At 72.9% G+C, this 13,800-nt stretch carries 11 protein-coding genes; 6 read left to right on the forward strand and 5 right to left on the reverse strand.

The window, feature by feature from the left end:
• Window positions 1-122 precede the first annotated feature (122 nt).
• From HHX35_RS36515 to HHX35_RS36525, 3 genes are read right to left on the reverse strand one after another with little or no spacing between them, the layout of a single operon-like run.
• On the reverse strand, window positions 123-1,508 hold the full coding sequence (locus HHX35_RS36515) for a DUF1116 domain-containing protein (RefSeq protein WP_182903178.1): 1,386 nt from the start codon (window positions 1,506-1,508) through the stop codon (window positions 123-125).
• A 34-nt stretch (window positions 1,509-1,542) separates the two neighbouring features.
• A complete protein-coding gene (locus tag HHX35_RS36520; protein WP_310739546.1) occupies window positions 1,543-2,910 on the reverse strand; it encodes an FdrA family protein in 1,368 nt (455 codons plus the stop codon).
• Window positions 2,907-3,812: a DUF2877 domain-containing protein gene (locus HHX35_RS36525; RefSeq protein WP_310739547.1), complete on the reverse strand. Its 906-nt coding sequence runs from the start codon at window positions 3,810-3,812 to the stop codon at window positions 2,907-2,909. Before HHX35_RS36525 ends, HHX35_RS36520 begins: the two co-directional genes overlap by 4 nt.
• Window positions 3,813-4,061: 249 nt before the next feature.
• On the opposite strand from HHX35_RS36525, the gene HHX35_RS36530 reads away from it, so the two are divergent.
• The 6 genes from HHX35_RS36530 to cutA all read left to right on the forward strand — a co-directional run bounded on the left by HHX35_RS36530 (window position 4,062) and on the right by cutA (window position 11,182).
• The gene (locus HHX35_RS36530) at window positions 4,062-5,639 is read left to right on the forward strand and encodes a PucR family transcriptional regulator (RefSeq protein ID WP_182903244.1); all 1,578 of its coding nucleotides are present in this window, start codon (window positions 4,062-4,064) and stop codon (window positions 5,637-5,639) included.
• 17 nt (window positions 5,640-5,656) lie between these two features.
• Window positions 5,657-5,884: an RNA-binding S4 domain-containing protein gene (locus HHX35_RS36535; protein ID WP_167538717.1), complete on the forward strand. Its 228-nt coding sequence runs from the start codon at window positions 5,657-5,659 to the stop codon at window positions 5,882-5,884.
• A 146-nt stretch (window positions 5,885-6,030) separates the two neighbouring features.
• Window positions 6,031-7,413, forward strand: a complete 1,383-nt coding sequence (locus HHX35_RS36540) for a uracil-xanthine permease family protein (RefSeq protein ID WP_182903179.1) — start codon at window positions 6,031-6,033, stop codon at window positions 7,411-7,413.
• A 27-nt stretch (window positions 7,414-7,440) separates the two neighbouring features.
• A complete protein-coding gene (locus HHX35_RS44885) occupies window positions 7,441-8,316 on the forward strand; it encodes a xanthine dehydrogenase family protein subunit M (protein WP_182903180.1) in 876 nt (291 codons plus the stop codon).
• Complete coding sequence (locus HHX35_RS36550; RefSeq protein ID WP_182903181.1) at window positions 8,313-8,801, forward strand: (2Fe-2S)-binding protein; 489 nt, start codon at window positions 8,313-8,315, stop codon at window positions 8,799-8,801. The genes HHX35_RS44885 and HHX35_RS36550 overlap by 4 nt, the downstream gene beginning before the upstream one ends.
• A complete protein-coding gene (cutA, locus tag HHX35_RS36555; RefSeq protein ID WP_182903182.1) occupies window positions 8,798-11,182 on the forward strand; it encodes an aerobic carbon-monoxide dehydrogenase large subunit in 2,385 nt (794 codons plus the stop codon). Before HHX35_RS36550 ends, cutA begins: the two co-directional genes overlap by 4 nt.
• A gap of 39 nt (window positions 11,183-11,221) precedes the next feature.
• On the opposite strand, the gene cydB is transcribed toward cutA, so the two are convergent.
• Window positions 11,222-12,133, reverse strand: coding sequence for a cytochrome d ubiquinol oxidase subunit II (gene cydB / locus HHX35_RS36560; RefSeq protein ID WP_139574745.1), 912 nt, complete (start codon window positions 12,131-12,133; stop codon window positions 11,222-11,224).
• Window positions 12,134-12,144: 11 nt separating this feature from the next.
• A complete protein-coding gene (locus HHX35_RS36565) occupies window positions 12,145-13,632 on the reverse strand; it encodes a cytochrome ubiquinol oxidase subunit I (RefSeq protein WP_182903183.1) in 1,488 nt (495 codons plus the stop codon).
• Window positions 13,633-13,800: the final 168 nt, after the last annotated feature.

Below are 13,800 nucleotides of genomic sequence, written 5' to 3' on the forward strand. Positions count from 1 at the left end.
CGTCATAGATAAGGTCCCCAATTCACGCTCGATCCGCAAGATCCCCCGAACGGACCGTGCGAATTGCATCGGATATCTGAGGTTGACGACGATATTACGGTCTGATGACGGTCAAAGGGAATTCACGCCTCGGCCAGCGCGTCGAGGGCGGCCGTGAAGGCTTCGGCCGGCGGGCTGACCAGACCCGCTCCCACCTGCCCGGTTCCGGCGATCCTGCCCGCGATGCCGGTGTTCACGACGGGCAGCAGACCGGTCCTGGCCACGAGCGCGACGTCGATGCCGGCCGGCGTGCCGCGGAAGCCCAGCCCCGGGATCTGGTACGCCGGGTGCTCGGCCATGGTGATCTCGTACATCGAGGTCGTGGCCGCCACGGCGTCGGACACCTCGCCGCCGACGAACCGGACGATCGCGGGGGCCGCCGCCATGGCGAAGCCGCCCAGGCCCGCAGTCTCGGTGATGGTGGAGTCGCCGATGTCGGGGTTGGCGTCGTCCGGGCCGTATCCGCCGAGGTACAGGCCGTCGGGCACGCCGGCCGGGCCGGTGAACCACCGGTCGCCGAGGCCCGACACCTGTATTCCGAAATCGGTTCCATTGCGCGCCATCGCCACGACCAGGCTCGACCCGGGCACGCCGCGCGCCGCGTCGGCGCTGACTTTCGCCGCCGCCATTCCCGCGTTCAGGAAGAAATGATCATTTCCATTGATGAATCGCAGCACTTCGGCCGCGTGGTCCGGGGCGGCCTCCACGACCGCGGGCGCGATCTCGCGCACCAGCAGGGACGTCGCGGCGCGGTTGCGGTTGTGTAGCTCGTCGCCCATCTGCAGCGCCTGCGCGATGAGCGTGCGCAGGTCGAGAGGGCCGCACCGCTCCAGCGCCGCCGCGAGCACCGGCCCGAGCACCTCGCCCATCCAGCGCAGCCGCTCGATCACCTCGGGCCCGTACGCGCCGTAGCGCAGGACCTTGCCCAGCCCCTCGTTCAGGGAGCAGTAGGCCGTGCCGCCGTGCTCGGCGTCGGCGACCTCCAGCATCCACATGGACGGGCTGACCACCCCCGCCATCGGGCCGACCGTGCGGTGGTGGTGGCAGGGGTCGAGGGTGATCCCCACGCCGGAGGCCAGGCGGTCCTCCGCCGCCTCGGGGGTGGCCGCCAGGCCCTCGAACAGCATCGCCCCGGCGAGCGCCCCCCGCATCGGTCCGGAGGCCCGTTCCCAGGTGATCGGCGGACCGGCGTGGAAGAACTCCCCGGCCCCCAGGCCGAGAACCTCACGCGCCGGACGTACGCCGGTCAGCATGGGGCGCGCCGACAGCATCCGCCCGACGGCGGTGGCGTTGGCGCTCTCGCGCCGGGGGTCGGCCAGCACCCGTGCGAGGGCCGCGGAGGCGCCCGGCAGCGGCGGCCGCCAGTCGACCTCCCGCCGCGGCACGGCCTGCCGGTCCAGCGCCTCGCTCAGCACCTGCGCGCCCACCGTGATGACGCGCGGCTCGCCGTACAGCATGGAGAGGGTCATCAAGCTCCGATCGGGGTCGGCGCGGCCACGCCCGTCACCCGCCCGCGAGGAGGCGGGCGTGCCGGGCGGCCGCGGCGTTGGAGGTGAAGACCGCCGCCCCGGCCTCGCTCAGCCGGGCGGCCTGGGCACGCAGCCCCTGAGGGTCGCCGTCGGTGCCGACGACGGCCACGACCACGTCCACGCCCCCGGCCACCGCGTCGCGGATCGCGGGCGCGAGCCAGGAGGACGGGTCGGGGTCGGCGCCGTGCCCGAGCACGACGTCCATCAGCACGACGCCGGAGGCGACGCCGCGCAGCGCCTCCAGGCGCAGCGCCGGGTCGATCATGGGATGGGCCCGGCCCCGCGTGTAGGCGTCGTCGCCGAAGTCGGTGAACTCGCCTGTGCCCGCGACGAGCGCCGCCTCCGCGCACAGCGTGCCGCCGGCGTAGAGCCCCCGAAGGACCGCCGCGTCCCGGCGCCCGGCCGAGGTCGGCGGCGCGGGCCAGGAGGGCCACTCGGGGACGTCGCGGCCGAGGGCCCGCAGCACCTTCTCCGCGGCGGTGGTCAGGTCGTCCTGCCCCGGCCCGAGCAGCGCGGCGACGACCGGCGTCGCCAGGTCGAGGTCCCGTACGGCACGGGCCACCTCGGGGGCGGGGGGCTTGGAGACCAGCACGATCAGCTCGGTCGCCGGGTCCTCGTCGAGCGCGCGCAGCGCCTGCACGGCCGAGCGCCCGCCCACCTCCGCGGACAGGTCCCTGCCGCCCACGCCGAGCACGTGGGACACGCCGACGCCGGCGAGGTCGAGCAGGCTCGTCACCTGCTGGGCGCCGGTCCCCGAGGCGGCAACGACGCCGACGGGCCCGGGGCGCAGGACGTTGGCGAAGCCCAGGCCGGCCCCGCCCACGACCGCGGTGCCGCAGTCGGGCCCCATCACGAGCACGCCCCTGGCCCGTGCCCGGTCCTTGAGCAGGATCTCCTGCTCCACCGGCATGTTGTCACTGAAGATCATCACCGAGAGCCCGGCCTCCACGGCGTCGAGCGCCTCGGCGAAGGCGTGCTCGCCCGGCACGCTCACCAGCGCCAGGCTCGCCTCGAAGGCCCGCGCCGCCGACCGGGTCGTACGCGGCGGCGCCTCGCCCCGCGTCCCGCTCGCCGGCGCCCGTGCGGCGAGCTGTCGCTCCAGTTCGGCGGCGGCGTCCTCCAGCTCCGCAGGCGAGTCCGCCCGGACCGCCACCAGCAGGTCGCCGGGCGTCGCGGTCGGCACCGCGAAGCCGAGATCGCGGGCGAGGCCCAGGTTGAGCTCCGTCGCCATCGCGACGACGGCGACGGCCACTCCGGGCATTCCGGAGAGCGCCCGGCTCACCCGCATCAGCGTCACGGAGTCGCGGTAGACCCCGGGGCGCACCTCGACCAGGTCGTTCACTGGCCCTCCCGATGGGCGAGGACGGCGGACAGGCCGATCTGCACGCCCCACGCCAGGTCGGCGCCCGAGGTGTGGCCGAGGCGGAGCAGGCGGTGCACGGCCGGCTCCAGCGGCTGGTGCCCGGCCACGCCGCGCAGCACCCCGGTGACCTCCGGGCTCGCCTCGCCCCTGGCGGCGCAGTGCAGCAGAGTGGCCGAGATGGGGGTGGTCCGGGTGCGGGCGTCGTAGGTGACCGCCGCGGCGAGCCAGTCGGCCAGCCAGACGGCGCGGGGCGCTCCCGCCGCCGCGCCGAGGTGCCGCAGCGCGACCAGCAGGCCGGCGAGCATGTCGTCGCCGCTCGGCGTCAGCCCCGGGCCGAGACCGATCAGCCGCTCGGCCGCGGTGATGCTCTCCACCAGAGAACCGGCCCGGCAGCCGCGCTCGAGCAGCGCCGGGGCGCCGTCCGGGTCCAGCCCCGGCCGCCGGGGCGAGACCGCGCGGGCACGGCCGAGCAGACCGAGGGCGGGCGCGAGCCGTGCGGGGTCGGCGGGGCCGAGCGGGGGAGCGGGGTCCCACCAGCGGCGCACGCAGATCGACACGCCGCCGACCTCGACGGAGCCCTCGCCGACCCAGGCGTCGTCGCCCGCCGACACCCCGTCGAGGCGCTCCGCGAGCACCACGGCGTTGGGCAGGCGGACGGCCTCGCCCGTCACCACGGCGACGACGTGCGGCTCGGACTCGCTCCTGATCTCCAGGTAGAGCGCGAGGGGAAAGGCCGCGAGCACCCTGGCCGGGCGGCGGGGCGCCTCGATCGCGGGCCGTACGGCCACGCTCGCGGCGCCGCTCATGTAGGCGGAGGCCGCCGGGGGGCGGGACGCGGGCGTCGTCGCCCGCCGCCCTTTCGGGCGCGTGCCAACACTCACCGGACCTCCCGAAGCCAGTCGTTGCCGACGCTAAGCCCCGGCCTCCCCCCTCCGTACGGAGAAAGATGCCAACAGTCGGCCGAATGCTTGGCTCTTCCTGACAGGACCGTGGTCGGGCACAATCGGCCTGAGACGTCCCCGGAGCGAGCTGAACGAGGAGGGTGAGCGACCAATGACTAGAGGACGTCGCGACCCCCGGTGACGGCATTCTCGGAGACGGCATTGCAGAACGACCCGGCCCCGCCCGCCATGCGCCTGGCGAGCACTGGAACGATCCTCCACGGCGTGTCGGTGGGCGAGGTGCTCGGGGTCTCGACGCTGGCGGACGCCCGCCTGATCGCCGGGCGGGCCGGCCTCGACCGCATCGTGCAGCGCCTCAACGTGATGGAGGTGCCCGACATTCTCGCCTGGGTGAAGCCGCACGAGCTGCTGCTCACCACGGGCTACCCGCTGCGCAACACGCCGCAGTCGCTCGACCGGCTCGTGGCCGACCTGGACGAGCGCGGCCTCGCCGCCCTGGCGATCAAGCTCGGCCGCTACCTGGACGAGCTCCCCGGGGAGATGGTCGAGCAGGCCGACCGGCTGGGCTTCCCGCTGATCCTGCTGCCCAACGACGTGGGCTTCGACGACATCCTCAACCAGGTGCTCACCGACATACTCAACCGCCAGGCGGCGATCCTCGCCCGTACGGAGGAGGCGCACCGGGCGCTCGTGCAGATCGTGCTGGCCGGGGGCGGGATGCGGGAGGTCACGGCGGAGGTGGCCGGGCTGCTGCAGGTGGCCGTGGGGGCGACCGACGCCTCCGGTCATCTCCTCGCGGCCGCCGGGGAGTCCGCGCAGGTGGCGCGGCTACGGGAGATCAACGCGGCCCTCGCGCGCACCCCGGCGGCCACACCCGCCGCCGGCGACGGGCACTACGCGGCGGTGCCCGTCGTCGCGGGCGGGCACCACCACGGGAGGATCGCGGCCTACAGCGCCCACGGCACGCTGACCCCCAGCGACATCGGCATCCTGGAGCGCGCCGCGACCGTCGCGGCGCTGGTGATCACGAAGCAGGAGGCGGTCACCGCCGTCGAGAGCAAGTACCGCGCCGACTTCCTGCGCGACGTGCTCACCGGCAGGGGCGGGTTGCGGGTGGCCGAGCGCGCCCAGGCGTTCGGCTGGGACCTGGAACGCCCGGTGAGCGTGCTGGTCGCCGAGATCGACCCGGACGCCGAGGAACGGCCGGTCCAGGACCGCATGCTGGCGGCCTGGCAGGCGTCGGTGCGCAAGCACGACCCGCGCGGCGCGGTCGCCGGCTTCTCCCACGAGGTCGTGGCGATCGTCGGGGCGGCGGCCGATCCGGCGAAGGTGGCCAGGGACGCGCTCGCCGCCGTCTCCGACGGCACGTTCTCCACCGGCCTCAGCCGGGTCGCCTCCGGCGTGGACGCCCTGCCCGGCGCGTACGGTCAGGCGCTGAAGGCCGCCAGGGTGGGCCGCCAGCTCCACGGGGCGGGCGCGGTCGCCCACTTCGACGAGCTGGGCGTCTACCGGCTGCTTTCGCTGGTGAACGACACCGACGAGCTGCACGCCTTCGTCCGCGAGACCCTGGGCCCGCTCGCGGGGGACGACGACGCGGAGAACGCCGACCTGCGCCGCACCCTGCAGGCGCTGCTGGAGACCAACCTCAACGTCGCCGAGACCGCGCGCCGGCTGCACTTCCACTACAACACCCTGCGCTACCGGATCGGCAAGCTGGAGCGCATGCTGGGCAACTTCACCGAGGACGCGCACCTGCGGCTCAACCTCACCCTCGCCCTCCACGTCCTGCGCATGCGGGGTATCTGAGTATCTAAGCTGGCGGCGTGAACGACGCGAAGGCCCCAGCGATCACCTTCGAGCTGGACGGCGACTACATCCCGCTCTGCGATCTCCTCAAGTTCTGCCAGATCACCGACAGCGGCGGCGCGGCCAAGCACCTCGTGGCGGAGGGCCGGGTGCGCGTCGACGGACGCGTGGAGTTGCGCAAGGCCTGCAAAATCCGGGCAGGCCAGGTCGTCACCGGCGAGGGGTACACGATCCGTGTGGTGTGACGCTCCGGAGCTCGCCGGTTTGGCAGATCATGCCCATGTCTGTCGCGCACGTCAGTCCTAAAGTGCCCCAAACGGTCTAGAACGCCGCGGAGGGACGCCTGCGGGGTGGCCGACCGGCCCACGGCCCAGTACCAAGAGGGGCGTAAATGGCTTTCAGATGGACAGTGCACGGCGACGGGAGAGGGCTGGCCCCCGGGGAGGTCGTCAAACCGAACGAGAGGCTGAGCTGGCCGCGCATGGTCGGCATCGGCGCCCAGCACGTGATCGCCATGTTCGGCGCGACCTTCGTGTTCCCCCTCGTCATGGGGCTGGACCCGAACACGGCCGTGATGATGTCGGGCGTCGCGACGATCCTGTTCCTGCTCTTCACCCAGGGGCGGATCCCCAGCTACCTGGGCACGTCGGCGTCGTTCGTCGGCGGCGTCGTGGCGGTGCGGGCGGCGTTCGGCGGCGACACCCCGGCGGCCGACCAGGTCGTGACCGGCGCGATCCTCGTCGCCGGCCTGGTGCTCGCCCTGTGCGGTGTGGCGATCCACGTGCTCGGCGTGCAGATCATCCACCGCGTCTTCCCCCCGGTCGTGACCGGCGCGGTGGTCATGCTGATCGGCTTCGGCCTGGCGTACGTCGTGGCCGACGTGTACTGGCCGCAGGACCCGTGGATCGCGCTGATCACGATGACCGCGACGTTCGTGTTCATCGTGCTGTTCCGCGGCTTCCTCGGCCGGATCGGCGTACTGCTCGGGCTGGTCTTCGGGTTCGTCCTGTCCTGGCTCGCCGACAAGGTCTTCGGGAACATCACCGCCTACAACGCGGGCACCGGGAAGATCGACACCCACCCCCGGGTGAGCTTCCAGGCCGTCGCCGACGCCGACTGGATCGGGCTGCCGCACTTCCACGCCCCGTCGTTCCAGGCGTCGGCCGTGCTGGTCGTGCTGCCCGCGGTGATCGCCCTGATCGCGGAGAACGTCGGCCACGTCAAGGCCGTGGGCCAGATGACCGGCGCCGACGTCGACCCCCAGATGGGCAGGGCGGTCATCGCCGACGGCGTCGGCACCGTGGTCGCCACCGCCGTCGGCGGCTCGCCCACCACGACGTACGCCGAGAACATCGGCGTGATGGCGGCCACCAGGGTCTACTCGACGGCCGCCTACTACATCGCCGCGGTCATCGCGATCCTGTTCGGTCTGTCACCCAAGTTCGGCGCGCTGATCTCCGCCACGCCCGGCGGCGTCCTCGGCGGCGTCACGGTCATCCTGTACGGCATGATCGGATTGCTCGGCGCCAAGATCTGGGTGGAGAACCGGGTGGACTTCGCCGACCCGGTCAACATGGTGCCGATCGGCGCGGGGATCATCCTCGCGATCGGGCCGGTCACCCACCAGATCACCGGCGACTTCTCGCTCGCCGGGATCGCGCTCGGCACGATCGTGGTGCTCGCCGGCTATCACCTGCTCCGCGCCATCGCGGGCAGACGAGCGAAGGAGGTCACGGGTGGGGAGATCGGGCTCGAACACGACCCGGCCGTCTGAACGGCCCGCGCCGCGGGTGCGAACGCGGTGAAGCCGCCTCCGTTCGGCTACCACGGCCCGGCCACCCTCAGCGAGGCGCTCGACGTCCTCGCCGAGGCCGGGCCTGACGGGAAGGTGCTGGCGGGCGGCCAGAGCCTGATCCCGCTGCTCAACATGCGGCTGGCCGCGCCCGCCCACATCGTCGACGTGAACCGCGTGCCCGGCCTGGACGGGATCGAGGCCGGGCCGTCCGGCGTACGTGTGGGGGCCCTGGCCCGCCACGCCGCCGTGGAGCGCTCGCCGGAGGCCGCCGCCGCGCAGCCGCTGCTGCGGCAGGCGCTGCGGCTGGTCGCCCACCCCGTGATCCGCAACCGCGGCACTGTGGTGGGCAGCCTCGTGCACGCCGACCCCGCCGCCGAGATGCCCGCCGTGCTCGCCCTGCTCGGCGGGTCCGTACGGCTGGCGAGCCGGGGCGGGGAGCGGGAGGTGCCGGCCGCGGAGTTCTTCACCGGCCCGATGGAGTCGGCGCTGCGGCCCGGCGAACTGGCCGTGTCGGCGTTCTTCCCCGCGCTGCCCCGGCGGTCGGGCACGGCCTTCCACGAGGTGGCCCGGCGGCACGGCGACTACGCGGTGGCCGGGGTGGCCGCCGCCGTCACGCTGGACGAGGACCTCCGGATCGCCGCCGCCCGCGTCGCCTGCGTGAGCGTGGGACCGGTCCCGGTGGTGGTGGACGTGACCGCGGCGTGCGGCCCGCGCCCGGCCGCCTCGGCCGGCTGGGAGGCCGTGGCGGAAGCCGTACGGGATCGGATCGATCCGGAGGGCGACATCCACGCGACGGCGGACTACCGGCGGCACCTCACCGGGGTGCTCGCCGCACGGGCGCTGCGGGACGCCGCCTCCGCGGCCCGCGGGGAGGAATCGTGAACGAGACACGCCATCACGTGAGGCTGACGGTCAACGGGGTCGTGCGGGAGGCGACGGTGCCCGGGCGGCGGCTGCTGTCGGACTGCCTGCGCCACGACCTCGGCCTCACCGGCACCCACGTGGGCTGCGAGCACGGCGTCTGCGGCGCCTGCACGGTGCTGCTGGACGGAGAGCCGGTGCGGTCGTGCCTGACGTTCGCCGTGACGGTGGACGGCCACGAGATCACGACGGTGGAGGGGCTGGCGCGCGACGGCGAGCTGTCGCCGGTCCAGCGGGCCTTCACCGAGTGCCACGCCCTGCAGTGCGGGTTCTGCACGCCGGGGTTCCTGTGCACGGTCACCGCGTTCCTGCGGGACAACCCCGCACCGACCGAGGAGGAGGCGCTGGAGGCCGTGGCGGGCAACCTGTGCCGGTGCACCGGCTACCAGAACATCCTCAAGGCGGTCCACCGGGCAGCGGAGATCCAGGCGGAGGAGGACCGGTGACGACCAGGTTGTTCGGCGAGCCGGTCCGGCGGCGCGAGGACGCCCGGCTGATCACCGGCCAGGGGCGCTACCTCGACGACCTGGGCGGAGGCGCGCTGGCCGCCGCCTTCGTCAGGTCGCCGCACGCCCACGCGCGGATCCTCGACATCGACGTGTCGGCCGCCCTCGACGTCGAGGGCCTCGTCGCGATCTACACGTGGGAGGACCTGCCGGGCGCGCTGGCCGAGCCGCTGCCGCTGCTGATCCCGCACCCCGCGCTCACCCACGGCCGCACGGCGTACCCGCTGGCCCGGGAGATCGTCCGGCACGTCGGCGAGCCGGTCGTGATGGTCGTCGCCCGCGACCGCTACCTCGCCGAGGACGCCTGTGCCCTGATCCGGGTCGACTACGAGATCCTCAAGCCCGTCGTCGGCATCGAGGAGGCCGTGCGCGGCGTTCATCTCGTGCACGAGGACGTGCCTGGCAACGTCGGCGCGCACCTCGTCCAGGAGGTGCCGGGACCGGGCGGCGTGACCGCGCGGGAGGCGATCGGCGCCGCCCCGCACACGCTGGAGTTCCGCCTCGACGTCGAGCGCAGCGCGTGCACGCCCCTGGAGGGGAAGGGCGTGTACGCCCGCTGGGACGCCGACGACGGGTCGCTGCGGGTCTACTCCTCCACGCAGACGTCCACGAGCGTGCGGATGGCGATCGCGGCCAAGCTCGGGCTGCCGCTGCCCAAGGTGGAGGTCATCGCGCCCGACGTCGGCGGCGGGTTCGGCGTCAAGATCGTGCATCCGTGGCCCGAGGAGGTCCTCGTCCCGTGGGCGGCCCGGCTGCTGAACCGCGAGGTGAAGTGGACCGAGGACCGGCGCGAGCACTTCGTCTCCTCGTCACACGAGCGCGGCCAGGTCCAGCACGTGCGGGTCGGGTTCGACGACGAGGGGCGCGTGCTCGGCCTCGAGGTCGAGATCCTGCACGACCACGGCGCCTACACGCCGTACGGGATCATCGTGCCGATCATCACCTCGACGCAGCTGCTCGGGCCGTACAAGGTGGGGGCCTACCGGGTCGAGTTCTCCTCGATCTACACCAACACGGTGCAGGTCACGCCCTACCGGGGCGCGGGCCGCCCGCAGGGCGTGTTCTGCATGGAGCGGACGATGGACCGCATCGCCGCCCACCTCGGCAGGGACCGCACCGCGGTCCGCGCGGCCAACTTCATCCAGCCGCACGAGTTCCCCTATGACCAGGGCATGACGTTCCAGGACGGGCGCCCGCTGATCTACGACAGCGGCGACTACCCCGAGGCGCTGCGCATGCTCAAGGAGCTGATCGGCTGGGACTCCTTCCCGGAGGCGAAGGCCCGCGCGGCGGATGAGGGACGCAGGATCGGCATCGGCGTCGGCTGCTACGTCGAGGGCACCGGCGTCGGCCCCTACGAGGGCGGGCACGTGCAGGTCACCTCCGACGGCCGGGTGCACGTCTCGACCGGCCTGACCTCCCAGGGACAGGGGCACGAGACCGTGTTCGCGCAGATCGCGGCCACCGAGCTCGGCGTGCCTATCGAGAAGGTGTCGGTCGTCACCGGCGACACCCGGCGCTTCGGGTACGCCGTGGGCACCTTCGCCTCACGGGCGGCCGTGATGAGCGGCAACGCGATCGCGCTCGCCTGCCGGAAGGTCAGGGAGAAGGCGCTGCGTATCGCGGCGGAGGCGCTGGAGGCCGACCCGCGCGATTTGGAGATCAGCGACGGGATGGTCCACGTCGCCGGCGTGCCGTCGGCGTCGATCCCGCTGGCGACCGTCGCCGTGCTGTCCAACCCGCTGCGGTACGCCTTCGACGAGGAGGCCAAACGGGCCACGCAGTTCGCCGGGCCCGCCTCGGACGACCGGCCGCCGGTGGCGGAGGGGGAGGAGCCGGGTCTGGAGGGCCGGGACTACTACTCGCCGGTCAGGTCCACCTTCGCCGCCGGCATGCACGCGGCGATCGTGGAGACCGACCCCGACACCGCGGAGATCAGGATCCTGCGTTACGCCGTCGTCCACGACTGCGGCAAGCTGATCAATCCGATGATCGTCGAGGGGCAGATCCACGGCGGGGTCGCCCAGGGCGTCGGCGGGGCGCTGTACGAGAAGATGGTCTACGACGAGCACGGCCAGTTGCTGAACGCCTCGTTCATGGACTTCCTGATGCCGTACGCCACGGAGGTGCCGCGCATCGAGACGGCCCACCTGGAGACGCCCTCACCGCTGAACCCGCTGGGGATCAAGGGCGCGGGGGAGGCCGGGGTCATCCCCGTCTCGGCCGTCATCGCCTCCGCGGTCGAGGACGCCGAGGGCATCACGATCGCCCGGATGCCCGTCTCCCCCTCCGACCTCCACCACCTGCGCCTGGAACGGTGACCACCGCCGGAGCGCCGGAGTACACGTCCCGTTCCTGAGTCAGGACACTTCGGCGGTGAGGCGCTTGCGGAAGACCCAGTAGGTCCAGGCCTGGTAGGCGATGACGCCGGGCAGGGCGATCAGGCCGATCCAGGTGAGGACGGTCAGCGTGTACGGCGCCGAGGCCGCCTCGGCCAGAGTGAGCCCGGGCAGGGGAGCGGTCCACAGCACGCCGAAGACGGTGGCGGTCGTCGCGGCGATCGCGGTCGCGGTCGCGGTGAAGGCCCAGCCCTCCCGGCGGCCCCACACCAGCGTCACCCCGGCCGCCAGCGCCGCGGCGGCGAGCAGGGCCGTGCCCAGCGTCCACATCGGCCCCTTGCCGGGCACGGACGGCAGCGTGGCGATCGCCACCGGCACCGCCCCGACGGCCGCGAGAAGCGCGGCGCGGCGGGCGCGGGCCCGGACCCCGCCGGTCGTCTTGAGCGCCACGAACACCGCGCCGTGCAGCACGGCCACCGACAGCGACAGGGCCCCGCCGAGCACGGTCGCCAGCGCCGTGCCGAACAGCAGGTTGCCGAAGATCGCGCCCCACAGGAACGCCGGGAGCACGCTGCCGGTGACGATCCCGGCGTCGCACAGCGCGATCTCGCGCCGGGAGTGGACCTTGCCCCGCCACTCCAGGCCCACGCCGCGTACGACCAGGCCGGCGATGACGAGGAAGACCGCCAGGTAGAAGCCGCTGAGCAGGCCGGAGTACCAGGCCGGGAAGGCGGCGAACATGGCTCCGATCGCGGTGATCAGCCACACCTCGTTGCCGTCCCAGACCGGCCCGATGGTGGCCAGCACCTGCCTGCGGTCGGCCTCCGAGCGCGACAGCAGCGGCAGCAGCGCGCCCACGCCGAAGTCGAATCCCTCCAGGACGAAGTAACCCGTCCAGAGGAACGCGATCACGATGAACCAGAAGGTCGTCATCTCGTGGCTCCTCAGTACATGAGCGTCGGCGTGAGCCGCGCCTCGTCGGGGCGGGCGGGAACGGTGCCGGCGGGCACGTTCTCGACCGGCGGCAGCTCCGGACCCGCCTTGACGTGCCGCACCAGCAGCACGCCCTCGGCCACCGCCAGCACGCCGTACAGGACCGTGAAGATCGCCAGTGTGATCGCGACCTCGCCGAGCGAGACGCCGGGCGACACGCTGGCGGCCGTCATGAGCTCGCCCTGGACGGTCCACGGCTGGCGGCCGATCTCGCTGAGCAGCCACCCCGAGATGATCGCGACGGCGGGCAGCGGGAGCGCCAGCACGCACAGGCGGGCGAACCAGCCGGGCACCGGCTTCGCCGTGCCGCCGTGCCGCCGCCGGGGCCGCCGGGTCAGCCACAGGCCGAGCGCGGACAGGCCGACCGTGGCCATGCCGAAGCCGATCATCACGCGGAACGACCAGAAGACGACCGGCAGGTTCGGGGTGTAGTCGGCCGGTCCGAAGGTCTTCTCGTACCGCGCCTGGATGTCGTCGACGCCCTGGACCGTCGCGCCGGGATCGTGCGCGGCGAGCAGGCTGAGCAGGCCGGGCACCTCGACGCCGGGCACGATCGAGAACGGCGCTCCGGCGGTGTCGTGGCGCAGGCCCTCCGCCGCGGCGAGCTTCATCGGCTGCTGCTCGCGCAGCAACTGGCCGGACAGATCGCCGCTGCCGGCGACGACTGCCCCCGCGATCGCCGTCATGACGAGCGCGGCGCGCAGGCTGGTCCGCCACATGTCCGGGAGGCGGCGCATCGGCGTGGTGGCGTCCCCGGCGGCCGTACGGGCCGGGCGGCCGTTCTGCCGAGACCGCTCGGGCCGCAGGCCGAGCCCGCGCTCACGCAGGATGCGGTAGCCCGCGACGGCGATGACGAACCCGCCCGCCACGACGAACGAGGCGGCGACGACGTGCGGCACCTGGGCGAGGGCCGTCGAGTTGGTCAGCACCGCCCACAGGTCGGTCATCCTGGCCCTGCCGTCCACGACCTCGTAGCCGACCGGGTGCTTCATCCACGCGTTGGCGGCGAGGATGAAGTACGCCGACAGGTTGGAGCCGATGACGGCCGCCCACAGACAGGCGAGATGGATCCGCTTGGGCAGCCGGTCCCAGCCGAAGATCCACAGGCCGAGGAACGTCGACTCCAGGAAGAACGCGAGCAGCGCCTCCAGCGCCAGCGGCGCGCCGAACACGTCGCCGACGAAGGTCGAGTACTCGCTCCAGTTCATCCCGAACTGGAACTCCTGGACGATGCCGGTGACCACGCCCATCGCGAAGTTGATCAAAAAGAGCTTGCCGAAGAACTTCGTGAGCCTGAGGTAGTGCTCCTTGCCCGTCAGGTGCCAGGCGGTCTGGAGCCCGGCGACGTAGACGCCCAGCCCGATCGTCAGAGGTACGAAGAGAAAGTGGTACACGGTGGTCACCCCGAACTGCCACCGTGCCAGGTCAAGCGCGTCCATGTCTCCCTCATGCCGGAGCTCTACAGCCCGTAGTTCTATAACCAGTAGTACTACAAGCTGTAGAGCATTAGGGCTCCGCGAGGTGCGATCTTCGTCACAGCCGGGCGGTGCGCCGCCCGGACCCCGGTTCGCGGTGCCGGATCCCCGTTGCTTGCAGTACCGACGATT

The organism is Microbispora sp. H10830 (genome assembly GCF_014161375.1).
In the GTDB taxonomy this organism is placed as follows: Bacteria; Actinomycetota; Actinomycetes; order Streptosporangiales; family Streptosporangiaceae; genus Microbispora; species Microbispora catharanthi.

What these genes read in the sequence shown, in the direction of transcription:
- HHX35_RS36515 (WP_182903178.1), bottom strand. Translation starts at nt 1,508, where the DNA reads ATGACCCTCTCCATGCTGTACGGCGAGCCGCGCGTCATCACGGTGGGC.
- HHX35_RS36530 (WP_182903244.1), top strand. Translation starts at nt 4,062, where the DNA reads ATGCGCCTGGCGAGCACTGGAACGATCCTCCACGGCGTGTCGGTGGGC.
- HHX35_RS36540 (WP_182903179.1), top strand. Translation starts at nt 6,031, where the DNA reads ATGGCTTTCAGATGGACAGTGCACGGCGACGGGAGAGGGCTGGCCCCC.
- cydB (WP_139574745.1), bottom strand. Translation starts at nt 12,133, where the DNA reads ATGACGACCTTCTGGTTCATCGTGATCGCGTTCCTCTGGACGGGTTAC.
- HHX35_RS36565 (WP_182903183.1), bottom strand. Translation starts at nt 13,632, where the DNA reads ATGGACGCGCTTGACCTGGCACGGTGGCAGTTCGGGGTGACCACCGTG.